General features: G+C 40.4%; 18 protein-coding genes and 1 other annotated feature. Of the genes, 14 read left to right on the forward strand and 4 right to left on the reverse strand.

What is annotated here, in order from left to right; all coding sequences use genetic code 11:
• Nucleotides 1–141: 141 nt before the first annotated feature.
• The gene (locus V7077_RS07910) at nt 142–402 is read left to right on the forward strand and encodes a DUF1294 domain-containing protein (protein ID WP_335500158.1); all 261 of its coding nucleotides are present in this window, start codon (nt 142–144) and stop codon (nt 400–402) included.
• A 21-nt stretch (nt 403–423) separates the two neighbouring features.
• Here V7077_RS07910 and V7077_RS07915 read toward each other — a convergent pair whose 3' ends face one another.
• Nucleotides 424–795 (reverse strand): sigma-w pathway protein ysdB, encoded by a 372-nt coding sequence (locus V7077_RS07915; protein ID WP_335500160.1) that lies wholly within the window; start codon nt 793–795, stop codon nt 424–426.
• Between the two features lie 136 nt (nt 796–931).
• On the opposite strand from V7077_RS07915, the gene dut reads away from it, so the two are divergent.
• The 3 genes from dut to V7077_RS07930 all read left to right on the forward strand — a co-directional run bounded on the left by dut (nt 932) and on the right by V7077_RS07930 (nt 3,275).
• Nucleotides 932–1,375: a dUTP diphosphatase gene (gene dut / locus V7077_RS07920; RefSeq protein ID WP_335500162.1), complete on the forward strand. Its 444-nt coding sequence runs from the start codon at nt 932–934 to the stop codon at nt 1,373–1,375.
• A 44-nt stretch (nt 1,376–1,419) separates the two neighbouring features.
• Nucleotides 1,420–2,013 (forward strand): YdeI/OmpD-associated family protein, encoded by a 594-nt coding sequence (locus V7077_RS07925; RefSeq protein ID WP_335500164.1) that lies wholly within the window; start codon nt 1,420–1,422, stop codon nt 2,011–2,013.
• A gap of 176 nt (nt 2,014–2,189) precedes the next feature.
• On the forward strand, nt 2,190–3,275 hold the full coding sequence (locus V7077_RS07930) for a M42 family metallopeptidase (protein ID WP_335500165.1): 1,086 nt from the start codon (nt 2,190–2,192) through the stop codon (nt 3,273–3,275).
• A 161-nt stretch (nt 3,276–3,436) separates the two neighbouring features.
• On the opposite strand, the gene sspI is transcribed toward V7077_RS07930, so the two are convergent.
• The gene (gene sspI, locus V7077_RS07935; protein WP_098526887.1) at nt 3,437–3,643 is read right to left on the reverse strand and encodes a small acid-soluble spore protein SspI; all 207 of its coding nucleotides are present in this window, start codon (nt 3,641–3,643) and stop codon (nt 3,437–3,439) included.
• A gap of 121 nt (nt 3,644–3,764) precedes the next feature.
• Here sspI and V7077_RS07940 point away from each other — a divergent pair, with 121 nt between their 5' ends.
• The 4 genes from V7077_RS07940 (at nt 3,765) to V7077_RS07955 (ending at nt 9,618) form a co-directional block, all read left to right on the forward strand.
• Nucleotides 3,765–4,526: a TrmH family RNA methyltransferase gene (locus tag V7077_RS07940; RefSeq protein ID WP_335500167.1), complete on the forward strand. Its 762-nt coding sequence runs from the start codon at nt 3,765–3,767 to the stop codon at nt 4,524–4,526.
• A gap of 60 nt (nt 4,527–4,586) precedes the next feature.
• Nucleotides 4,587–4,830, forward strand: a binding site (T-box leader).
• A gap of 71 nt (nt 4,831–4,901) precedes the next feature.
• Nucleotides 4,902–5,939, forward strand: a complete 1,038-nt coding sequence (pheS, locus tag V7077_RS07945; protein ID WP_335500169.1) for a phenylalanine--tRNA ligase subunit alpha — start codon at nt 4,902–4,904, stop codon at nt 5,937–5,939.
• 54 nt (nt 5,940–5,993) lie between these two features.
• The gene (gene pheT, locus V7077_RS07950) at nt 5,994–8,408 is read left to right on the forward strand and encodes a phenylalanine--tRNA ligase subunit beta (protein ID WP_335500171.1); all 2,415 of its coding nucleotides are present in this window, start codon (nt 5,994–5,996) and stop codon (nt 8,406–8,408) included.
• Nucleotides 8,409–8,640: 232 nt separating this feature from the next.
• Entirely contained in the window at nt 8,641–9,618 is a 978-nt protein-coding gene (locus V7077_RS07955) for a nuclease-related domain-containing protein (RefSeq protein ID WP_335500173.1), read from the forward strand.
• A 143-nt stretch (nt 9,619–9,761) separates the two neighbouring features.
• On the opposite strand, the gene V7077_RS07960 is transcribed toward V7077_RS07955, so the two are convergent.
• The gene (locus tag V7077_RS07960) at nt 9,762–10,058 is read right to left on the reverse strand and encodes a 4a-hydroxytetrahydrobiopterin dehydratase (protein ID WP_335500175.1); all 297 of its coding nucleotides are present in this window, start codon (nt 10,056–10,058) and stop codon (nt 9,762–9,764) included.
• A 60-nt stretch (nt 10,059–10,118) separates the two neighbouring features.
• Nucleotides 10,119–11,072: a ribonuclease HIII gene (rnhC, locus tag V7077_RS07965; RefSeq protein ID WP_335500178.1), complete on the reverse strand. Its 954-nt coding sequence runs from the start codon at nt 11,070–11,072 to the stop codon at nt 10,119–10,121.
• Between the two features lie 143 nt (nt 11,073–11,215).
• On the opposite strand from rnhC, the gene zapA reads away from it, so the two are divergent.
• From zapA to V7077_RS07995, 6 genes are all read left to right on the forward strand, one after another.
• Complete coding sequence (gene zapA / locus V7077_RS07970) at nt 11,216–11,476, forward strand: cell division protein ZapA (RefSeq protein WP_215044009.1); 261 nt, start codon at nt 11,216–11,218, stop codon at nt 11,474–11,476.
• A gap of 6 nt (nt 11,477–11,482) precedes the next feature.
• Nucleotides 11,483–12,025 (forward strand): CvpA family protein, encoded by a 543-nt coding sequence (locus V7077_RS07975; protein WP_335500181.1) that lies wholly within the window; start codon nt 11,483–11,485, stop codon nt 12,023–12,025.
• 81 nt (nt 12,026–12,106) lie between these two features.
• Nucleotides 12,107–13,822 carry a DNA polymerase/3'-5' exonuclease PolX gene (polX, locus tag V7077_RS07980; protein WP_335500183.1) on the forward strand — a complete coding sequence of 572 codons (1,716 nt, stop codon included), beginning with the start codon at nt 12,107–12,109 and terminating at the stop codon, nt 13,820–13,822.
• A gap of 18 nt (nt 13,823–13,840) precedes the next feature.
• The gene (locus V7077_RS07985; RefSeq protein ID WP_335500186.1) at nt 13,841–16,198 is read left to right on the forward strand and encodes an endonuclease MutS2; all 2,358 of its coding nucleotides are present in this window, start codon (nt 13,841–13,843) and stop codon (nt 16,196–16,198) included.
• 18 nt (nt 16,199–16,216) lie between these two features.
• Nucleotides 16,217–16,624, forward strand: a complete 408-nt coding sequence (locus V7077_RS07990; RefSeq protein ID WP_335500188.1) for a DUF350 domain-containing protein — start codon at nt 16,217–16,219, stop codon at nt 16,622–16,624.
• Nucleotides 16,625–16,903: 279 nt separating this feature from the next.
• Nucleotides 16,904–18,610: an AMP-binding protein gene (locus V7077_RS07995; RefSeq protein WP_335500190.1), complete on the forward strand. Its 1,707-nt coding sequence runs from the start codon at nt 16,904–16,906 to the stop codon at nt 18,608–18,610.
• The last annotated feature ends 198 nt before the right edge of the window (nt 18,611–18,808 follow it).

Genomic DNA, 18,808 nt, shown 5'->3' on the forward strand with positions numbered 1-18,808 from the left:
CGTAGGGAGGAGAGGTCCAGTACACTTGTCGCTGGGAGCTGGAGCTGGAAAGTAGTCAAAGTTCAAAGAGCTTTTACTTTCTTAATACGAAAAAGCCATTCTCTAATGAGGATGGCTTTTTCTATAAAAGGGGAAATATGAATGGCGCTATTTATAATCGTTGTAATTGTTATGAACTTAATCGGGCTGTTGATTATGGGAGAGGATAAAAAGCGTGCCAAAAAGCATGAATATCGAATTAGTGAGAGGACACTTTGGATGGTGGCAATCTTTGGCGGGGCAATCGGGACCACTGCAGGAATGCAGCTTTACCGTCATAAAACAAAACATACATCCTTTAAGCTAGGGTTCCCTATTCTTGCTATCGTAGAGATATTCATCTTTTTCAAAATAATTATTTAGAGCCGCATTATCCCGGCTAGTCTATAAAAACTCCTTCACAGGACTTTTCCAATGAATTTCTGCATTCGGATATTTCATAAGTATTTTTTCAGTTAGAAAAGTGAAGTCTTCTTTTATGAGTCCTTTTAGTCCATCAGTTTCGTCGGGCCAAATAACCACAGAGACAACATTAACGCTGTTATCCTTTTCACCCATATATTTTTCGCCAACAAACACCGCACCTCGATACGTCACAATGAAGTTCTTTCTAATATCTTCATCATCCAGAAGCAAAAATCGTTTATTTTTACGAGCTGTTTCTAGTTTTCGGGATGAGTTGAAATAAGATTTAAATCCCAAGTAAACGATAAGGAAAAGTAAGAACAACAATATTAAACGCAGCAACCAGATCATGGTTATGCCCCCTGCCCTATACTATAATACTTTTAATACGGACATGAAAAACAGAAGTTTCACTAATTTTGTGTTTTGATATAATTTCTTTAAGGAGTTTACCATTTACATAAATTTATACGAACGGAGGATAAAAATGACCTACACGATTAAAGTTAAATTAATTCATGAGGATGCGTTATTGCCAAATCGGGCTTATGAAGGTGATGCGGGGTATGATTTATTCTCAGTAGAAGATAAAGTGATAAAAGCGGGAGAAGCGGCACTGATACAAACAGGTATACAGTTGGAATTGCCAAAATGGACGGAAGCTCAGATTCGACCAAGAAGTGGGTTGGCATTAAATCATTCCATTACTGTTCTAAATAGTCCAGGCACGATAGATGAAGGTTATAGAGGAGAAATTAAGATTATTCTCATTAATCATGGAAAAAGGGATTTTGTCATAAAGAAGAAAATGAAGATTGCTCAAATGGTAATTGCTCCTATTGCTAAAGTTAATCTTATCGAAGTAGATGAATTAACAAGTTCCGAAAGGGGAATGGGCGGTTTTGGTTCATCTGGAATCACTATCGTCTAAAATTAGTGATTGTGGCAGGAAGAATTGAAGGGGGTAAATAATGGATGACAGAGAGTAGAATGAATCCTAAGGTTGATGAATTTTTAAGTAAAGCTAAACAGTGGAAGGAAGAATATGAGAAGTTGAGAAATATCATCCTTGACTGTGAGCTGACCGAAGAATTTAAGTGGATGCATCCTTGCTACACGTTGGAGAAAAAAAACATCGTTTTAATCCATGGATTTAAAGAATATTGTGCACTTCTTTTTCACAAAGGTGCATTGTTAAAGGATGCCCATGGGATTCTAATCCAGCAAACGGAGAATGTACAGGCAGCGCGCCAAATCCGATTCACCAACGTTCAAGAAATCGTTGCAATGGAAACCATCTTGAAAGACTATATTTATGAAGCGATTGAAGTTGAAAAAGCCGGTTTGGAAGTAAATTTTAAAAAGAATACAGATTATAGTATTCCTGAAGAATTTCAACATAAATTAGATGAGATCCCTGCCTTGAAAACGGCTTTTGAAGCATTAACTCCGGGACGGCAAAGAGCATACCTTCTTTATTTTGCTCAACCCAAACAATCCAAAACGAGAGTGTCTAGGGTTGAAAAGTATATGCAGCAAATTCTCAATGGAAAAGGATTAAATGATTAGTCATTTTTATAAAAATTTCATTTAGTCCACAGCTGCGTTAATTTCTTGGCATGTTTGGAAGTAAGGCTGTCAGCTCAAAATAGATCCTGCCGTCGATTATTTGTACCAAAAATTTGTAGCTTGACAGTTTCGTTTTGTATAATAAGTTCGTACATACCTATTAGGGGGGCTTAAGCATGGCAAAATTAGACGAAACATTAACAATGTTGAAGGATTTAACAGATGCCAAAGGTATTCCCGGTAATGAGCGTGAAGTCCGCGAAGTAATGAAACAATACATAGCTCCATATGCGGATGAAATCACTACTGATGGACTTGGCAGTTTAATTGCCAAAAAAGTGGGGAAAGAAGGCGGTCCCAAAATTATGGTGGCCGGCCACTTGGATGAAGTTGGCTTTATGATAACGCAAATCGACGATAAAGGCTTCCTTCGCTTTCAAACAGTTGGCGGCTGGTGGGGACAGGTTATGCTGGCTCAGCGCGTCACAATTGTAACAAGGCAAGGTGAGGTAACAGGTATTATTGGTTCTAAACCGCCACATATCTTATCAGCAGAAGCCCGCAAGAAACCAATTGAAATTAAAGATATGTTCATTGATATTGGGGCTTCAAGCCGAGAAGAAGCACAGGAGTGGGGCGTTCGTCCAGGAGACATGGTTGTTCCATATTTTGAATTCACCGTCATGAACAATGAGAAAATGTTATTAGCCAAAGCATGGGATAACCGGATTGGTTGTGCGATTGCGATTGATGTGTTAAGACAGTTGAAAGATGTTGAGCATCCAAACGTGGTTTATGGTGTTGGGAATGTTCAAGAAGAAGTTGGTTTGCGCGGTGCGAAGACAGCTACCTACAAAATTGAACCGGATATCGGTTTTGCAGTGGACGTGGGTATTGCCGGAGATACGCCTGGAATTTCGGAAAGAGAAGCGATGAGCAAAATGGGCAAAGGCCCGCAGGTAGTTGTTTATGATGCTTCAATGGTTGCACATAAAGGTTTGCGTGACTTTGTTACAGATACAGCCGATGAGTTGAATATTCCCTATCAATTTGAATCCATCCCTGGCGGTGGGACAGATGCCGGTTCTATTCATTTGACACATAAAGGTGTACCTGCGCTTGCAATCACGATTGCGACTCGTTATATTCATTCTCATGCAGCAATGCTCCATCGTGATGATTACGAAAATGCGGTTAAATTGATTGTTGAGGTAATTAAGCGTTTAGACCGTGAAACGGTTGATAAGATTACATTTGAATAAAATAAGAAGACCCTCGGGCTTATAACCGAGGGTTTCTTGCAGTGGAAAAGCAGGACCAAGTCAAAAATTCTCGCTTAAAGCGAGTAACTGGATGTCAGTAAGGGATTGTACCGGCTCTTCCTCATATAAACAAAAAAGCCGCCAAATTGGCAGCCTGTAAATTACTTTACGCCTTTTTCAAGGGTTTCAAGCATTTCTTTCTTCTCATCTTCAGATGAATTTTGCCAAATCACTTCAAATAATACTCCAAGTCCTGGAAGCATCTTCTCTTCGCCACTTTGAATTGCATCGACAATGGTATCTTCTAATTGATCTTGAGTATTTCCGGAAACATTGTGAAGAATCGCATTTCTTAGGTTTAAGTTCATTCTAATGCCCTCCTTTTGTTAACCTTCATTCAATATTATGTTTTCTAGTTTTTGGTTTTATTATGTAATATTTTTAGGATATAATGAGAAAATCATCAGAGTTATTTAAAGGAGCATTGTTTTGAAACATATAGAATCTGTCAATAATCCTAAGGTAAAACATTGGAGAAAACTGTTAACAAAAAAAGAGCGAGATAAAAGCGAATCCTTTATCATAGAGGGTTTCCATTTAGTAGAGGAAGCACTCAGGCAAGGTGAGCAAATATTAGAAATTATTGTTTCCGATCAGGTAGGTCTGCCGTCGCGCTGGGATGTCAGCTCTACACCAGTCACTCTCGTTACGGAAGAAATATCTAAATTATTAACGGAGACTGAAACTCCTCAAGGAATTTACGCGATTTGTCGTGTACCAAGTAAGAATGCGGAAATCTTGGCGGAGGAAGGTAAGACGTTCTTGTTAATAGATGCTGCTCAGGATCCGGGTAATCTTGGAACGATGATCCGTACCGCGGATGCCGCCGGGATTGATGCAGTTGTGGTAGGACGCGGCAGTGTCGATATTTACAACTCGAAGGTCTTAAGGTCAGCACAGGGAAGCCACTTCCACCTCCCAATCATTAGGGGCGACCTTCATGAATGGATTAACAAGCTGCAAAATAAAGATATACCGGTTTATGGGACAGCACTTGAAGGTGCTTCAGCTTATACGGATATTTCCAGAGGGGATTCATTTGGTCTTATCGTAGGCAACGAAGGGAATGGGGTTGCAAAGGACCTCCTTTCTACTACAACCGCCAACCTTTATATTCCGATTTACGGAAAAAGTGAATCATTAAATGTTGCGGTTGCAACAGGAATTCTGCTCTATTATTTGAAAAAATAGTTGGAATAGGTTTGACCTTTTGCAGAAAAACGTTATATAATAATGAACAATTGAAAAAAGTTAAAAACGATGACGGAGAAAAGTACCTAGTTATCGACCATTTAGGGAGAAAGTGCCGTGACTGCAAGCACTTTTATGGTTTTAGATTAGGGAAGTTCACCTCCTGAGTTGGCATCGGGACCATTTTTTAAAAATGTAAAGATGCACCGGCACAGGCCGTTATTCGAATGAAGTGAACACACAATGTTTTTTACATAACGTGTTAACAAGGGTGGTACCGCGAATGATAAACCTCGTCCCTTTCCAGGGATGGGGTTTTTTTGTGTTTTATGACTGCCTAAAGTGACCAATAACCATTAAGGAGGAATAGATGATATGCAAGAACGTTTAAAGGAATTGCAGGAAGAGGCTATTGAAAAAGTAGAACAGTCTTCCAGTTTAAAAGAATTAAATGACATCCGCGTTGCTTACCTAGGTAAAAAGGGGCCAATCACAGAAGTATTGCGCGGAATGGGAAAGCTTTCAGCTGAAGAGCGTCCAGTGATGGGGGCACTTGTAAATGAAGTGCGTGAAACGATTGCGGCTAAAATCGAGGCTAAACAAAAAGGGTTGGAAGAGGCTGCCGTTCTAGAAAAATTAGCATCAGAAAGCATTGATGTCACCCTTCCAGGCAGTCCAGTCAAGGTTGGAAACCACCATCCACTGACTAGAATCATTGAAGAAATTGAAGATTTATTTATTGGCATGGGCTATCAAGTAGCTGAAGGTCCAGAAGTAGAGCAAGATTATTATAATTTCGAAGCGCTTAATTTACCAAAAGGCCACCCGGCCCGCGATATGCAGGATTCTTTCTACATTACAGAAGAAATCCTCCTTCGTACCCATACATCCCCAGTCCAAGCACGGACAATGGAAAAGCATGAAGGCAAAGGGCCGATTAAAATTATCTGCCCTGGTAAGGTTTACCGCCGCGATAATGATGATGCAACACATTCCCATCAATTCATGCAAATCGAAGGTTTAGTGGTCGGTGAAAACATCCGCATGAGCGATCTAAAAGGAACTTTGGAAGTTTTTGCGAAAAAAATGTTTGGTGAAGACCGGGAAATCCGTCTAAGACCAAGTTTCTTCCCATTCACAGAGCCTTCTGTTGAGATGGATATTTCTTGTAAAATTTGTGGCGGCCATGGCTGTAATGTATGTAAAAAAACAGGCTGGATTGAGATTTTAGGTGCAGGGATGGTTCATCCAAACGTGCTTGAGATGGCTGGTTACGATTCTAAGAAATACACTGGATTCGCGTTCGGAATGGGACCTGAGCGGATTGCCATGTTGAAATACGGTGTCGATGATATCCGTCATTTTTATACAAATGATGTACGATTCTTAAAGCAGTTTTCAAAACACGAATAAAACTAGATGCTGAAGCGCCTAGGCGTTGAAGCTGAATAATAGGAGGTTGGCGACATGTTCGTATCATATAAATGGCTGCAGGATTATATTGATTTAACCGGTGTAACAGCAGTTGAACTTGCTGAAAAAATCACAAAAAGCGGGATCGAAGTTGAGGGTGTTGAAGTCCTCAACGAAGGAATTAAAGGTGTTGTTATAGGTCATGTCCTAGAACGTGAACAGCATCCAAATGCCGATAAATTAAGTAAATGTCTCGTCGATATCGGTGCAGAACAGCCTGTGCAAATTATTTGCGGGGCACCAAATGTGGCACAAGGCCAAAAGGTAGCTGTTGCTACAGTAGGAGCAGTGCTTCCGGGGAATTTTAAAATTAAAAAGGCTAAGCTTCGTGGCGAAGAGTCAAACGGAATGATTTGTTCTCTCACTGAGCTTGGTATGGAAGGAAAAATTGTTCCAAAAGAATATTCGGAGGGCATCTTTGTTTTTCCGGCAGAGACGGAAGTTGGCGTTGATGCGTTAGTCCAGCTTAATCGTGACGATGAAGTGTTAGAGCTAAGCTTAACTCCTAACCGCTCTGATTGCCTAAGTATGTTAGGAGTGGCCTATGAAGTGGCGGCCATTTTGGGTAGGGACGTTAAGCTTCCTGAATCGAACCTTGAACCGATTACGGAAAAGGCATCTGATTACGTAAAAATTACGGTCGAAGCTAAAGAGGATAGTCCACTTTATGCTGCCAAAATCATTAAGAATGTAAAAATCGGACCATCACCATTATGGATGCAAACCCGCTTGATGAATGCCGGTATTCGTCCACACAATAATGTGGTTGATATTACAAACTATATTTTATTAGAATATGGCCAGCCGTTACATGCGTTTGATTATGATCGATTAGGTTCAAAGGAAATCCTCGTCCGGCGTGCGGTTGATGGTGAAAAGTTTGTAACTCTTGATGATACGGAACGGACATTAACTGCGGACCACCTTGTCATCACGAACGGAAAAGAACCCGTTGCTCTTGCTGGGGTTATGGGCGGTGCCAATTCAGAGGTAACTTCAGATACCACTACTGTTCTTTTAGAAGCTGCTTATTTCAACGGTCAGACTGTCCGAAAAGCTTCAAAAGATCATGGATTAAGAAGTGAAGCAAGCGCACGGTTCGAGAAAGGTGTTGATCCAAACCGTGTTCGTGCAGCCGGAGAACGCGCTGCGTACTTAATGGCGAAATATGCTGGCGGTGAAGTGTTAGAGGGAACTTCAGAGGTTGATACGCTAACAGTTGAACCAGCGGTTGTATCCATTACCCTAGAAAAAATTAATCGTGTCCTTGGCACAGAGCTTCAAATGAACGAAGTAAAGGAAATCTTTGATCGTTTGCAATTCCCTGTAAGTATTGAACAAGATACCATTACAGTAACGGCTCCAACTCGACGCGGGGATATCAGAATTGAAGAGGATTTAGTGGAAGAAGTTGCACGTCTTTTTGGCTATGACGATATTCCAAAAACATTGCCAGTTGGTTCGACCACTCCAGGCAAGCTATCTGCTTATCAAAAGAAACGCCGTGTGGTTCGTCAGTACTTAGAGGGTGCAGGATTGTATCAGGCCGTAACATACTCTTTAACGAGTGTGGAAAAAGCTGCCCAATTTGCCCTTGAAAAGCGTAACCCAATTCGTTTGGCCATGCCAATGAGTGAAGAACGCAGCGTACTTCGTTTAAGTATCATGCCTCAATTATTGGAAGTATTAAAATATAATAGTGCACGTCAAAACGACAGTTTAGCTGTTTATGAAACGGGCGCTGTATTTTTATCAAATGGGGAAGAAACGCTTCCGGTTGAAAATGAGCATTTAGCAGGGGCTGTTACGGGTTTGTGGCACAGCCATTCATGGCAGGGCGAGAAGAAGGCAGTTGACTTCTTCGTAGTCAAAGGGATTTTAGAAGGGATGTTTGCAAAGCTCGGCCTTGAAGGGCGTATTGAATATGTTCAGGCACAAGTTGAAGGTATGCACCCAGGCCGTACTGCCGAAATCCGGTTGGACGGTGTCAGCGTTGGTTTCGTTGGCCAAGTCCATCCAACCGTTCAAAAAGAACTCGATCTAAAAGATACCTATGTATTCGAACTTTCCTTACAAGCCGTTCTCCAAGAAGAAACGGCACCATTACAATACAACAGCATCCCGCGCTTCCCAACCATCACAAGAGACATTGCCCTTGTGGTAAACAGAGAAACGGTGTCAGGCACCTTAAAGGAGATCATTCTAACAACTGGTGCACCACTTCTCAAAGAAGCTGAAGTGTTTGATTTGTATGAGGGAGATAAAATGGAAGAAGGCAAGAAGTCGATTGCTTTCTCGTTAAAGTATTTGGATCCGGAACGTACTTTGACGGATGAAGAGGTAACAAAAGTTCATGAGCGTGTGCTTGATGCCTTAAGAGAAAAGGCTGGAGCTGTGCTTAGAGGATAAGTAAAATGGCTGGCTCGAAACTAATTCGAGCCGGCTTTTTTGTGTAAGTGCTGATAAAACATTGAAAAGTGCTGATAAAACATTGAAAAGTGCTGATAAAACATTGAAAAGTACTGATAAACATATAAAAACTGCTGATATAAAAAATGACATGCAAAGTTCGCTAAATTTCTGCAGGATTTTCGGGGCTCCTATTAGAATAGTTAGCTTAAAACGAAAGGAGTGAACATATTTGCTTATAAAAGAAAGGAAAATTCCCCTAGCTATACTTATTTTAGAAGCCCTATGCCGACGACTTCCCCCTAACCATCCAAAATACCAAGAGATTCAAGAGGAGTTAGGAAGGAGGCGTGCTGGTTTCCAAGGTGAAGTTGCGTTTGACTACTATCTTAGGTTCCTGCCTGAGGATAAATACATGATTCTTCACGATTTAAACCTTCCTGATGGTGATTACAACTGCCAAATCGATACCCTCCTCCTATCAAGAGAATACGCCTTAATTATTGAAATAAAAAATATGGCTGGTAAGTTGGTATTTGATACCGAAAACGAACAGTTTATCCAAATCAATAATGAAAAAGAAAAAGGTTCCCCCTATCCAATCGCCCAAGCACAGAGACACCAAGAATACTTAAGAAAGCTTTTAAAAACGCACAAATACCCCAACATCCCCATTGAATACGAAGTAGTGATTAGTAATAGCTATGCCATATATGTCGTTACTGGGAAAAATACTCATAAAGTAAAGCCTCGTGTATGTAAAGCGGACGTGTTCCAAAATAAAATCCGTTATTTTGAAAATCAACACATGAAGCCTGTCCTTGAGGCACGGGATCTTCGTAAGCTATGTCGACTTCTTATCAAAATGAATACGGTACCCACAAACTATATTTTGCAAAAATATGGAATCAATAAGGATAAATTATCAATCGGTGTTTTCTGTCCTCACTGTAATTATTCTCCGATTATTGAAAATAGAGCTAAATGGTTCTGTCCATCCTGTAATATGTATTCAAAAGATGCCCATATTAGTGCTTTAAGGGACTATTTTTTGCTAATTGATTCTCAAATAACCAATCAGCAATTTCGAGAATTTTGCCATATAACATCGCCTCATACTGCAAAGCGATTTTTATTATCGGCAAATCTTAGTTATGATCTGGGTACAAAAAAGGGGAGGTCCTATTCTCCGAAGACCATCCCCTGGTAAAAGTGCTGATAAATTCTAACTTGCGCTGATAAATGACAGGAAAGTGCTGATAAATATACAAAAAGTGCTGATAAGTAACTAAAAACTGCTGATAAAAAAATGCAAACAATCCGCATTCTCTTAAAAAACTCATCAAATTAGTCTTAGACCTTATTTTTTTCATAAATTTCATCATAAACCTTCGCCAAAGCTGTATCCAAATCCGTCAATCCCCCGGCATTCCAAGAAGTAAGCCTTAGCGTCACTAATTTATAATCAATTGCAATAAAAGGATGATGGTTTTTTTCCTCTGATAACTCCGCAATTTCATTCACAAACGCTACCCCACTCAAAAACTCCCGAAAACGATACTTTTTAACAATAAACTTACCGTCTAATTTCCATCCTGATAACTCGGTTAGAGCTTGTTCGATTTCTGCTAAACTTAGTTTGTTTGCCACTCAGGACCCCTCCAATTACCATTTACTATTACCCTATTCACCGATACACAACTTAACGACTTAGTTCCGTTTTTTATTTACAATCGCCATCGCCTTATCGGTATTGGCAAAGTGTAGTTTGACAAAGGAAGGAAGACTTTCCCGACCTTTACTCAAAATCAGCTTGGCCGCTGCCACATCCACCTGTGCCCCAGCCCCCTTAGGAATCTTAAATCCTGCCGCCTCACTAAGCTTATCAATATACTGAATGAACGCGTAACGAGCCAAGATACTAGCCGCAGCCACTGCTAAATGAATTCCTTCTGCTTTCGTACTAAAATACACATCTTGATTGGCAATGGCCTTCTGTCCTTTTAGATGCTGAAAATAAGTACTAGGCTGGACAAATTGATCAATTAAAATAGCCTCCGGTTTCGCAGGGGATATCTTCTCAAGCACTTTTAAAATGGCCTGATTATGGAGCAGTGCCTTCATTTTTCCTTGGGACATTCCTGAACGCTGCACCTGATTATATTTTTCGTTTTTCAAGGTCATCAAGCTAAAAGGAACTACGTCCTTAATGACCTTGGCGATGGAAATTATTTTTTCATCATTCAAATCCTTTGAATCACGTACACCTAATTCCTTTAATAATGGAATATCTTCTTTTCTGACATAGGCTGCTACAACGGTAATAGGGCCAAAAAAGTCACCCGTGCCAACCTCGTCCGAACCGATGGCTGACATCTCGCCAATACCTGGAGGAAGATCGCCTTTTGCCACTGCTTTTCCCTTCAATGCAGCAGGCTTTTTACTTGGAACACCAACAGAACTGCTGCCCCATTTCCCAGCCTCTGATTCACTATTGTTTCCTTGAAACAACACCTTCCCTGATTTATAGGCCGTAATCATACAGGCCGGTGTTTTGGCAGCAAACACACTTCCGGGAATACTTTTATCTAAAAGCTGCCGGGCATAATAGTTTTTCATTTCATTAATCTTCGCCATTTCTAAATTGAGGACAACATTTCCCACTTAGACACCACATTTCTATAAAATTTTTGAAAAAAATTAGTTTGGAATAAAGTCCAGCGCTTCATTTTTGATTTGTTTGACTTTTCGACTTATGTCCGTTCGTGTTATAGTATAGAGTAGGATTCTGGAATGGAGGCTTTACGTTGTCAAATATACAAAAACACAAAACAACCGTTGCTATATACGGACAGCAATACGTCATAATGGGTACGGAAAGTCCAAGTCATGTGCGACTTGTGGCATCGTTAGTTGACGACAAAATGCGCGAAATTAGTTATAAGAATCCAACTTTAGACGTAAATAAACTAGCTGTTCTAACTGCGGTAAATGCAGTCAATGATTATATTAAAATCAAAGACGAGTTAGAGCGGCTGCAAGCAGAACTACAAAAAGAAAAGGACTAAAAAAATATGTTAGGTTTAGCTATTATTATTTTACTTATTATGGGATTCTTTGTTGGGCTTAAAAGGGGTTTCATTCTCCAGCTTGTTCATCTGCTAGGATTTATTATTGCATATGTCGCCGCCACTTCCTACTATGAAGAACTTTCCACAAAGCTCATTTTATGGATTCCCTATCCAAACTTCGGCGATGCCCCGGCACTAAAGATTTTAACCGGCTCAACCGATATGGAGAGTGCTTTTTACAGGGCGATTGCCTTTGTAATTATCTTCTTTGCTGTGAAAATTTTATTCCAAATTATCGGCTCCATGCTTGACTTTATTGCTCATTTGCCGGTTTTAAAACAGCTGAATGTATTAGCTGGCGGCCTATTAGGTTTTTGTGAAGTTTATTTAATTATCTTTATTTTATTATATATTGCGGCTCTAATTCCAATCGGATTTATTCAGGATGCACTGGATCACTCCGCACTGGCAAAAGCAATTGTGAATCACACTCCTATCCTTTCACAGCAAATCAAAAGCTTGTGGATTGAATATACAACTGCTTGAACTTCTCTGTAGCAGAGGAGTTTTTCTCATTCTTGCAAAAATAGGTTAAAATGATAATGCTAAATAGGGCAGGTGTTTATAATGGAAGTCACTAAAAAGGAATTAATTCGGTTATTAGAAACCATCGCAATTTATATGGAATTAAAGGGTGAGAACCCATTTAAAGTTTCTGCTTTCCGTAAAGCAGCAAATGCGCTTGAAACAGATGAACGCGTTTTAGCAGAAATTGAAGACTTTACCAGTATTTCTGGGATTGGCAAAGGTACGGCCGCAGTCATGGATGAGTACATGAAAGCAGGGGAGTCCGCCGTTTTAAACGAGCTGAAGGAAGAAGTCCCAGCTGGCTTAATCCCTTTGCTGCAGCTCCCAGGCCTTGGTGGAAAGAAAATAGCCAAGCTCTATAAGGAACTGGGGATTGTCGATGTTGGCAGTTTAAAAGAAGCCTGCCTTGCTGGCCGAGTCCAGGCTCTTGCTGGATTTGGCAAGAAAACGGAAGAAAAAATTTTAAGTGCCATTGCCAATGTGGGAACAAGGCCGGAACGGCTTCCACTGGCGTACATGCTTCCAATTGCCGAACAAATTGAAGCGAAACTGGGGGAAATGACGGATATCATTCGGTTTTCTAGAGCAGGAAGCTTGCGAAGAATGCGAGAAACCATTAAAGATCTTGATTTTATCATTGCGACAACCCAGCTGGAAAAGGTCCGGTCGCAACTGTTGAATCTGCCGCGTATTAAAGAAGTAATCGGTGCAGGGGATACAAAGGTTTCCGTTGTTTTAGAGCTGGATTATGACGTTTCTGTTGATTTCCGTCTCGTAAAACCAGAGGAGTTTATCACCACGCTTCATCATTTTACCGGCTCCAAGGACCATAATGTCCGTATGCGGCAGCTGGCAAAAGAACGCGGAGAAAAAATAAGTGAATATGGTGTTGAAAATGTTGAGTCAGGAGAAGTTCTCACCTTTTCATCAGAACAAGAATTTTTCAAACATTTTGATTTGCCGTTTATTCCGCCGGAAATTCGCGAGGACGGAAAAGAAGTCGAGCAATTCTCGGCATCTGAGGAATTAATTGAACTTGCAGACATTAAAGGTGATTTGCATATGCATACCACCTGGAGTGACGGGGCTCATACAATTGAGGAAATGGTCGAAGCCTGCCGGGCTAGAGGCTATCAATACATGGCCATCACCGACCACTCGCAGTATTTAAAGGTGGCAAACGGTCTTACTCGTGAGAGATTGTTAAGGCAAAAAGAAGAGATTAAAAAATTAAATCAACAATATGATGATATTCTCATCCTATCGGGTGTAGAGATGGATATATTACCTGATGGGACATTAGACTATGACGATGAGCTATTAGCGGAAATGGATTTCGTTATTGCCTCGATTCATTCAGCATTCAGCCAGCCAAGGGAAAAGATTATGGCACGGCTTAAGACAGCACTTGACAATGCGCATGTTGATTTAATCGCCCATCCAACCGGCAGAAAGATTGGCCGCAGGGAAGGGTATGATGTCGATGTTGACTTATTGATCCAACTAGCAAAAGAGACGAATACAGCATTAGAATTAAATGCCAATCCTAACCGTCTCGATTTAGCAGCAGAGTATTTACGAAAAGCCCAAGAAAATGGCGTTAAAATCCTGATTAACACGGATGCCCATCAATTGGACACATTAAAGCATATGGAAATAGGGGTTTCGGCCGCCAAAAAGGGCTGGATTAAAAAATCTACCGTGATTAACGCATTAGATAAATATGACTTACTCGAATTTTTACATCAAAGATAAGAAAAGGGGGGAAACTCCATGCACGAAAGAGCGTTAAAAGTTTTAGAATTTACAAAAATAAAAGAACTGCTTTTTGATCATGCCTCTTCTTCACTTGGAAGAGATAAAATAAGGAATTTAGTGCCTTCTACAGACTTTGAAGAGGTTGTTAGACTTCAAGCAGAAACAGATGAGGCAGCGACCGTTATCCGGATAAAAGGAAATGTTCCTTTATCGGGAATTCACGATATCCGTGCCCATATAAAACGTTCAGTGATTGGCGGCGTTTTGAGCGCTCATGAGCTGGTTCATGTTGCAAGTACAATCCATGCCAGCCGCCAAATGAAACGATTTATTGAGGAACTTGCTGAAGAAAGAACGGAACTGCCTATCCTTGTGGAACAGGTAGCAGATATTATTCCGCTTACTAATCTGGAACATGAAATTAAGCATGCGATTGATGAAAGCGGCGAAGTGTTAGATGGTGCGAGTGATTTGCTGCGCTCACTAAGACATCAGCTCAGAGCAAGTGAATCACGTATTCGTGAACGCCTAGAAAGTATGATCCGTTCCTCAAACGCGGCAAAAATGTTGTCCGATGCGATCGTAACCATCCGGAATGACCGCTTTGTTATCCCGGTAAAACAGGAGTATCGCGGCCATTATGGCGGAATTATTCATGATCAAAGTTCTTCAGGACAAACTTTATTCATTGAGCCGCAGGTCATTGTTCAATTGAATAACCAACTCCAGGATATTCGTGTCAAGGAACAGCTGGAAATTGAACGAATCCTGACAGATTTGTCTGCCAAAACCGCTGAGTACGAAAGTGAACTCAGAGTGATTGTCGATATTTTAGCCAATCTAGACTTTATTTTTGCAAAAGCAAAATACAGTAAAAAAATAAAGGCATCAATGCCAATTATGAATGATGAAGGAAGAATTGCTTTATATAAAGCCCGTCATCCGCTCATTCCAATGGATGAGGTAGTGGCTAACGATATCTTGCTCGGAAAAGAGTATACAACGATTGTCATAACAGGTCCCAACACCGGTGGTAAAACTGTTACCTTAAAAACGCTTGGCCTATGCTCGTTAATGGCACAGGCGGGACTACAGATACCAGCTCAGGATGGCTCGGAGCTGGCGGTTTTTGATGCTGTCTATGCCGATATTGGTGATGAGCAGTCAATTGAACAAAGCTTAAGTACTTTTTCATCCCATATGGTTAACATCGTGGATATATTAGATCGGGTTGATTTTAACAGCTTAGTCTTATTTGATGAGCTCGGTGCAGGTACTGACCCACAGGAGGGTGCTGCTTTAGCAATCTCGATTTTAGACGAGGTTCACAGGCGCGGGGCAAGGGTGATTGCAACGACTCATTATCCAGAATTAAAGGCGTATGGTTATAATCGCGAGGGTGTCTTAAATGCAAGTGTAGAATTTAACGTGGAGACCTTAAGTCCAACTTATAAATTATTATTGGGGGTACCTGGCCGGAGTAATGCCTTCGAAATATCGAAACGTTTGGGCTTAAATGATCGGGTAATTGATGCAGCCCGCTCACATGTAAGTGAAGACACCAATCAAATAGATAAAATGATTGCTTCACTTGAGGAAAGCAAACGCGCGGCAGAGCGGGAACACGAAGAGGCACGCGACTTTTTAAAGGAAGCGGAAAAGCTTCATCAAGATTTACAAAAACAACTGATGGAGTATTATGATAAAAAAGATACAATGATGGAAAAGGCAGCTGAAAAGGCTGCTGATATTGTGGATGAGGCCAAACAAGAGGCAGAGAAGGTTATCCGCGATTTGCGTAAAATGAGAACGGAAAAACACGCAGATATTAAAGAGCATGAGCTCATTGATGCGAAAAAACGTCTGGAACAAGCAGCACCTGAAATTAAGAAATCCGATAAATTGACCAATAAGAAAACGAAAAAGCATGCGTTTACGCCAGGTGATGAGGTAAAAGTCTTGACTTTTGGCCAAAAGGGAACCCTGGTGGACAAAGTTTCAGACAATGAGTGGCAGGTTCAAATTGGGATTTTGAAGATGAAGGTCAAAGAGAAGGATATGGAGTACTTGAGTACACCAAAACAAGTGGAAACCAGACCTATGGCGATTGTTAAAGGACGGGACACTCTGGTTAAGCTGGAATTGGATCTTCGCGGGGAAAGGTATGAGGATGCCCTTATGAAGGTAGAAAAATATATTGATGATGCTCTTCTGGCAAGTTATCCGCGAGTTTCCATTATCCATGGAAAAGGTACGGGAGCGTTAAGGCAGGGTGTACAAGAATATTTAAAAAACCACCGTTCCGTTAAGAAAATCCGCTTTGGAGAAGCTGGTGAAGGTGGTTCAGGGGTAACCATCGTCGAATTTAAATAATACCCGGGGAGATACGTAATGGACCAGTTTTGGGAGAATAGGTACGTTCAAATTGCTGCATATTACAGTGTTGTAATTTTATGTATGGTTGTCTTTTTAGCTGTTTTTGAAATGGTAACCAAATATAAAAATTGGGAAGAAATAAAAAAAGGAAACCTGGCTGTGGCAATGGCAACCGGTGGGAAAATATTGGGGCTGGCTAATATTTTTCGAGCTTCCATTAAGGAGAACAATTCCTTAGTTGAGATGGTTGGCTGGGGTGTTTTCGGCTTTGCCCTGCTGCTTGTTGGCTATTTTATTTTTGAATTTTTAACGCCTAAATTTAAGATTGATGAGGAAATTCAAAATGATAACAGAGCGGTTGGTTTGATGTCACTGATTATCTCGATTGGGCTGTCTTTTGTAATTGGTGCAGGAATTTCGTAAGGGGAGAAGAAATAGTGGAGACGTTAGCCAAAGTATTGCTGGGATTGTGCGGTTTATTTTTGCTTATCGGCATTATCTATATGGTGTTTTTTGCTTAATAAAAATCATCGCTAAAGTCATTTGGCGATGATTTTTTTTGTTGATTAGATTTGGCTTTGATAAATTAATCTTACCAGCCCTGTACCACAATCGAAAGTCTCATTGTCTATTGTGTAGTGCTGTACTATAATAGAAGAGAGTTTAATTTTTTCCATATATAGATAAAAAAGGAGGTTACTTATGTTGGAGTCAAAACCATGGTTGGATCTTTATCCTGAGGAAATTCCTGCCACACTTGAATACTCCAGTGAACCAGTACAAGAATACTTAGTCAATGCAGCCAGAGAGTTTCCGGAGAAAATAGCCATTTATTTTATGGGAAAGGAAATAACCTATAAACAACTTTATGAAGAAGCATTAAGTGTTGCCAGTTATCTACAACAATCTATTGGCATCCAGAAGGATGATCGGGTTGCGATTGTGCTTCCTAATACTCCTCAATCCGTCATTAGTTATTTTGGAATATTAATGGCAGGAGGAATCGTTGTTCAAACGAATCCTTTATATACCGAACGAGAACTGGAGTACCAAATGAAAGACTCCGGGTCAAAAGCTATTATCACCCTAGACATCCTTTATCCACGAGCCACCAAAGTTATGCCGCAAACTAACTTACAACACATTATTGTAACCGCTATCAAAGACTACTTGCCATTTCCTAAAAATCTTGTCTATCCTTTCATCCAGAAAAAGCAATATGGGATTGTTGTAAAGGTAAAACATGAAGGAAACGCCCATCTGCTCACCGAAATAATCAAAACCAGTTCAAGAGAAGTAAACCGCCCTGAATTTAATCCAGAGGAAGATATTGCCCTGTTACAATATACCGGGGGAACAACGGGTTTTCCAAAAGGAGTTATGCTGACCCATAAAAATTTAATCGCCAACACTTGTATGAGTGAAGCCTGGTTATATAAATGTAAACCTGGGGAAGAATCTGTTTTAGGTATTTTACCGTTCTTTCATGTTTATGGAATGACCACGGTGATGATTTTATCAATTAAAATGGCTTGTAAAATGATTTTATTACCTAAATTTGATGCCCTAACAACACTGAAAACCATCCACAAACAGAGGCCAACTCTATTTCCTGGTGCACCTACCATCTATATTGGCTTATTGAATCACCCAGATTTGAAAAAGTTTGATCTTTCTTCGATTGATTCTTGTATCAGCGGGTCCGCACCACTCCCGGCTGAAATACAACAAAAATTTGAGGAAATAACGGGTGGAAAACTGGTTGAAGGCTATGGGTTATCTGAAGCATCTCCTGTCACCCATTCCAACTTTTTATGGGATGTTCCAAGAGTAAAAGGCAGTATCGGTGTTCCCTATCCAGACACAGATTCCCTCATTTTGTCCGTTGAAACGGGTGAACCGATGCCTGTTGGCGAAATTGGTGAAATTGTAATTAAAGGACCTCAAATTATGAAGGGCTACTGGAATCGTCCAAAAGAAACCGAGGAGGTCCTTAAGGATGGCTGGCTCTATACAGGAGATCTTGGTTACATGGATGATAAGGGATACTTTTATGTAGTGGACCGTAAAAAAGATATGATTATCGCGGGCGGCTTTAATATTTATCCTCGAGAAATTGAAGAAGTCCTTTATGAACATCCAGATGTAGTAGAGGCTGTGGCTGCCGGTGTTCCTGATCCATACCGCGGTGAAACGGTGAAAGCCTATCTTGTCTTAAAAGAAGGTTCCAACGTGACAGCGGAGGAAATGAATCAATTTGCAAGGAAATACTTGGCAGCATATAAAGCACCAAGAGTGTATGAATTTAGAAAAGAGTTACCGAAAACAGCAATTGGTAAAATACTAAGAAGAACACTTGTGGAAGAAGAGAAACAAAAAATAGAGCAAGAAACCCAAAAACATGCCTAACCTTAAAACTATTTTTTTTTTGAGCAGGAAGGCTTGTCACACCAATCAATTTATATTAGGATGAATGGGTCAGTTTTTCTTGACAGCAGATAATTTAAATTTTATTATAAAATTATGAATGATGATTCATTCATAATTTCTTTTTTAAGATTATAAATTTGATTAATGTCTAGCTGCAGCGCCTAGGGGCTCTTTGGT

Source organism: Neobacillus vireti, from assembly GCF_036962465.1.
Taxonomy (GTDB): Bacteria; Bacillota; Bacilli; order Bacillales; family Cytobacillaceae; genus Neobacillus; species Neobacillus vireti_B.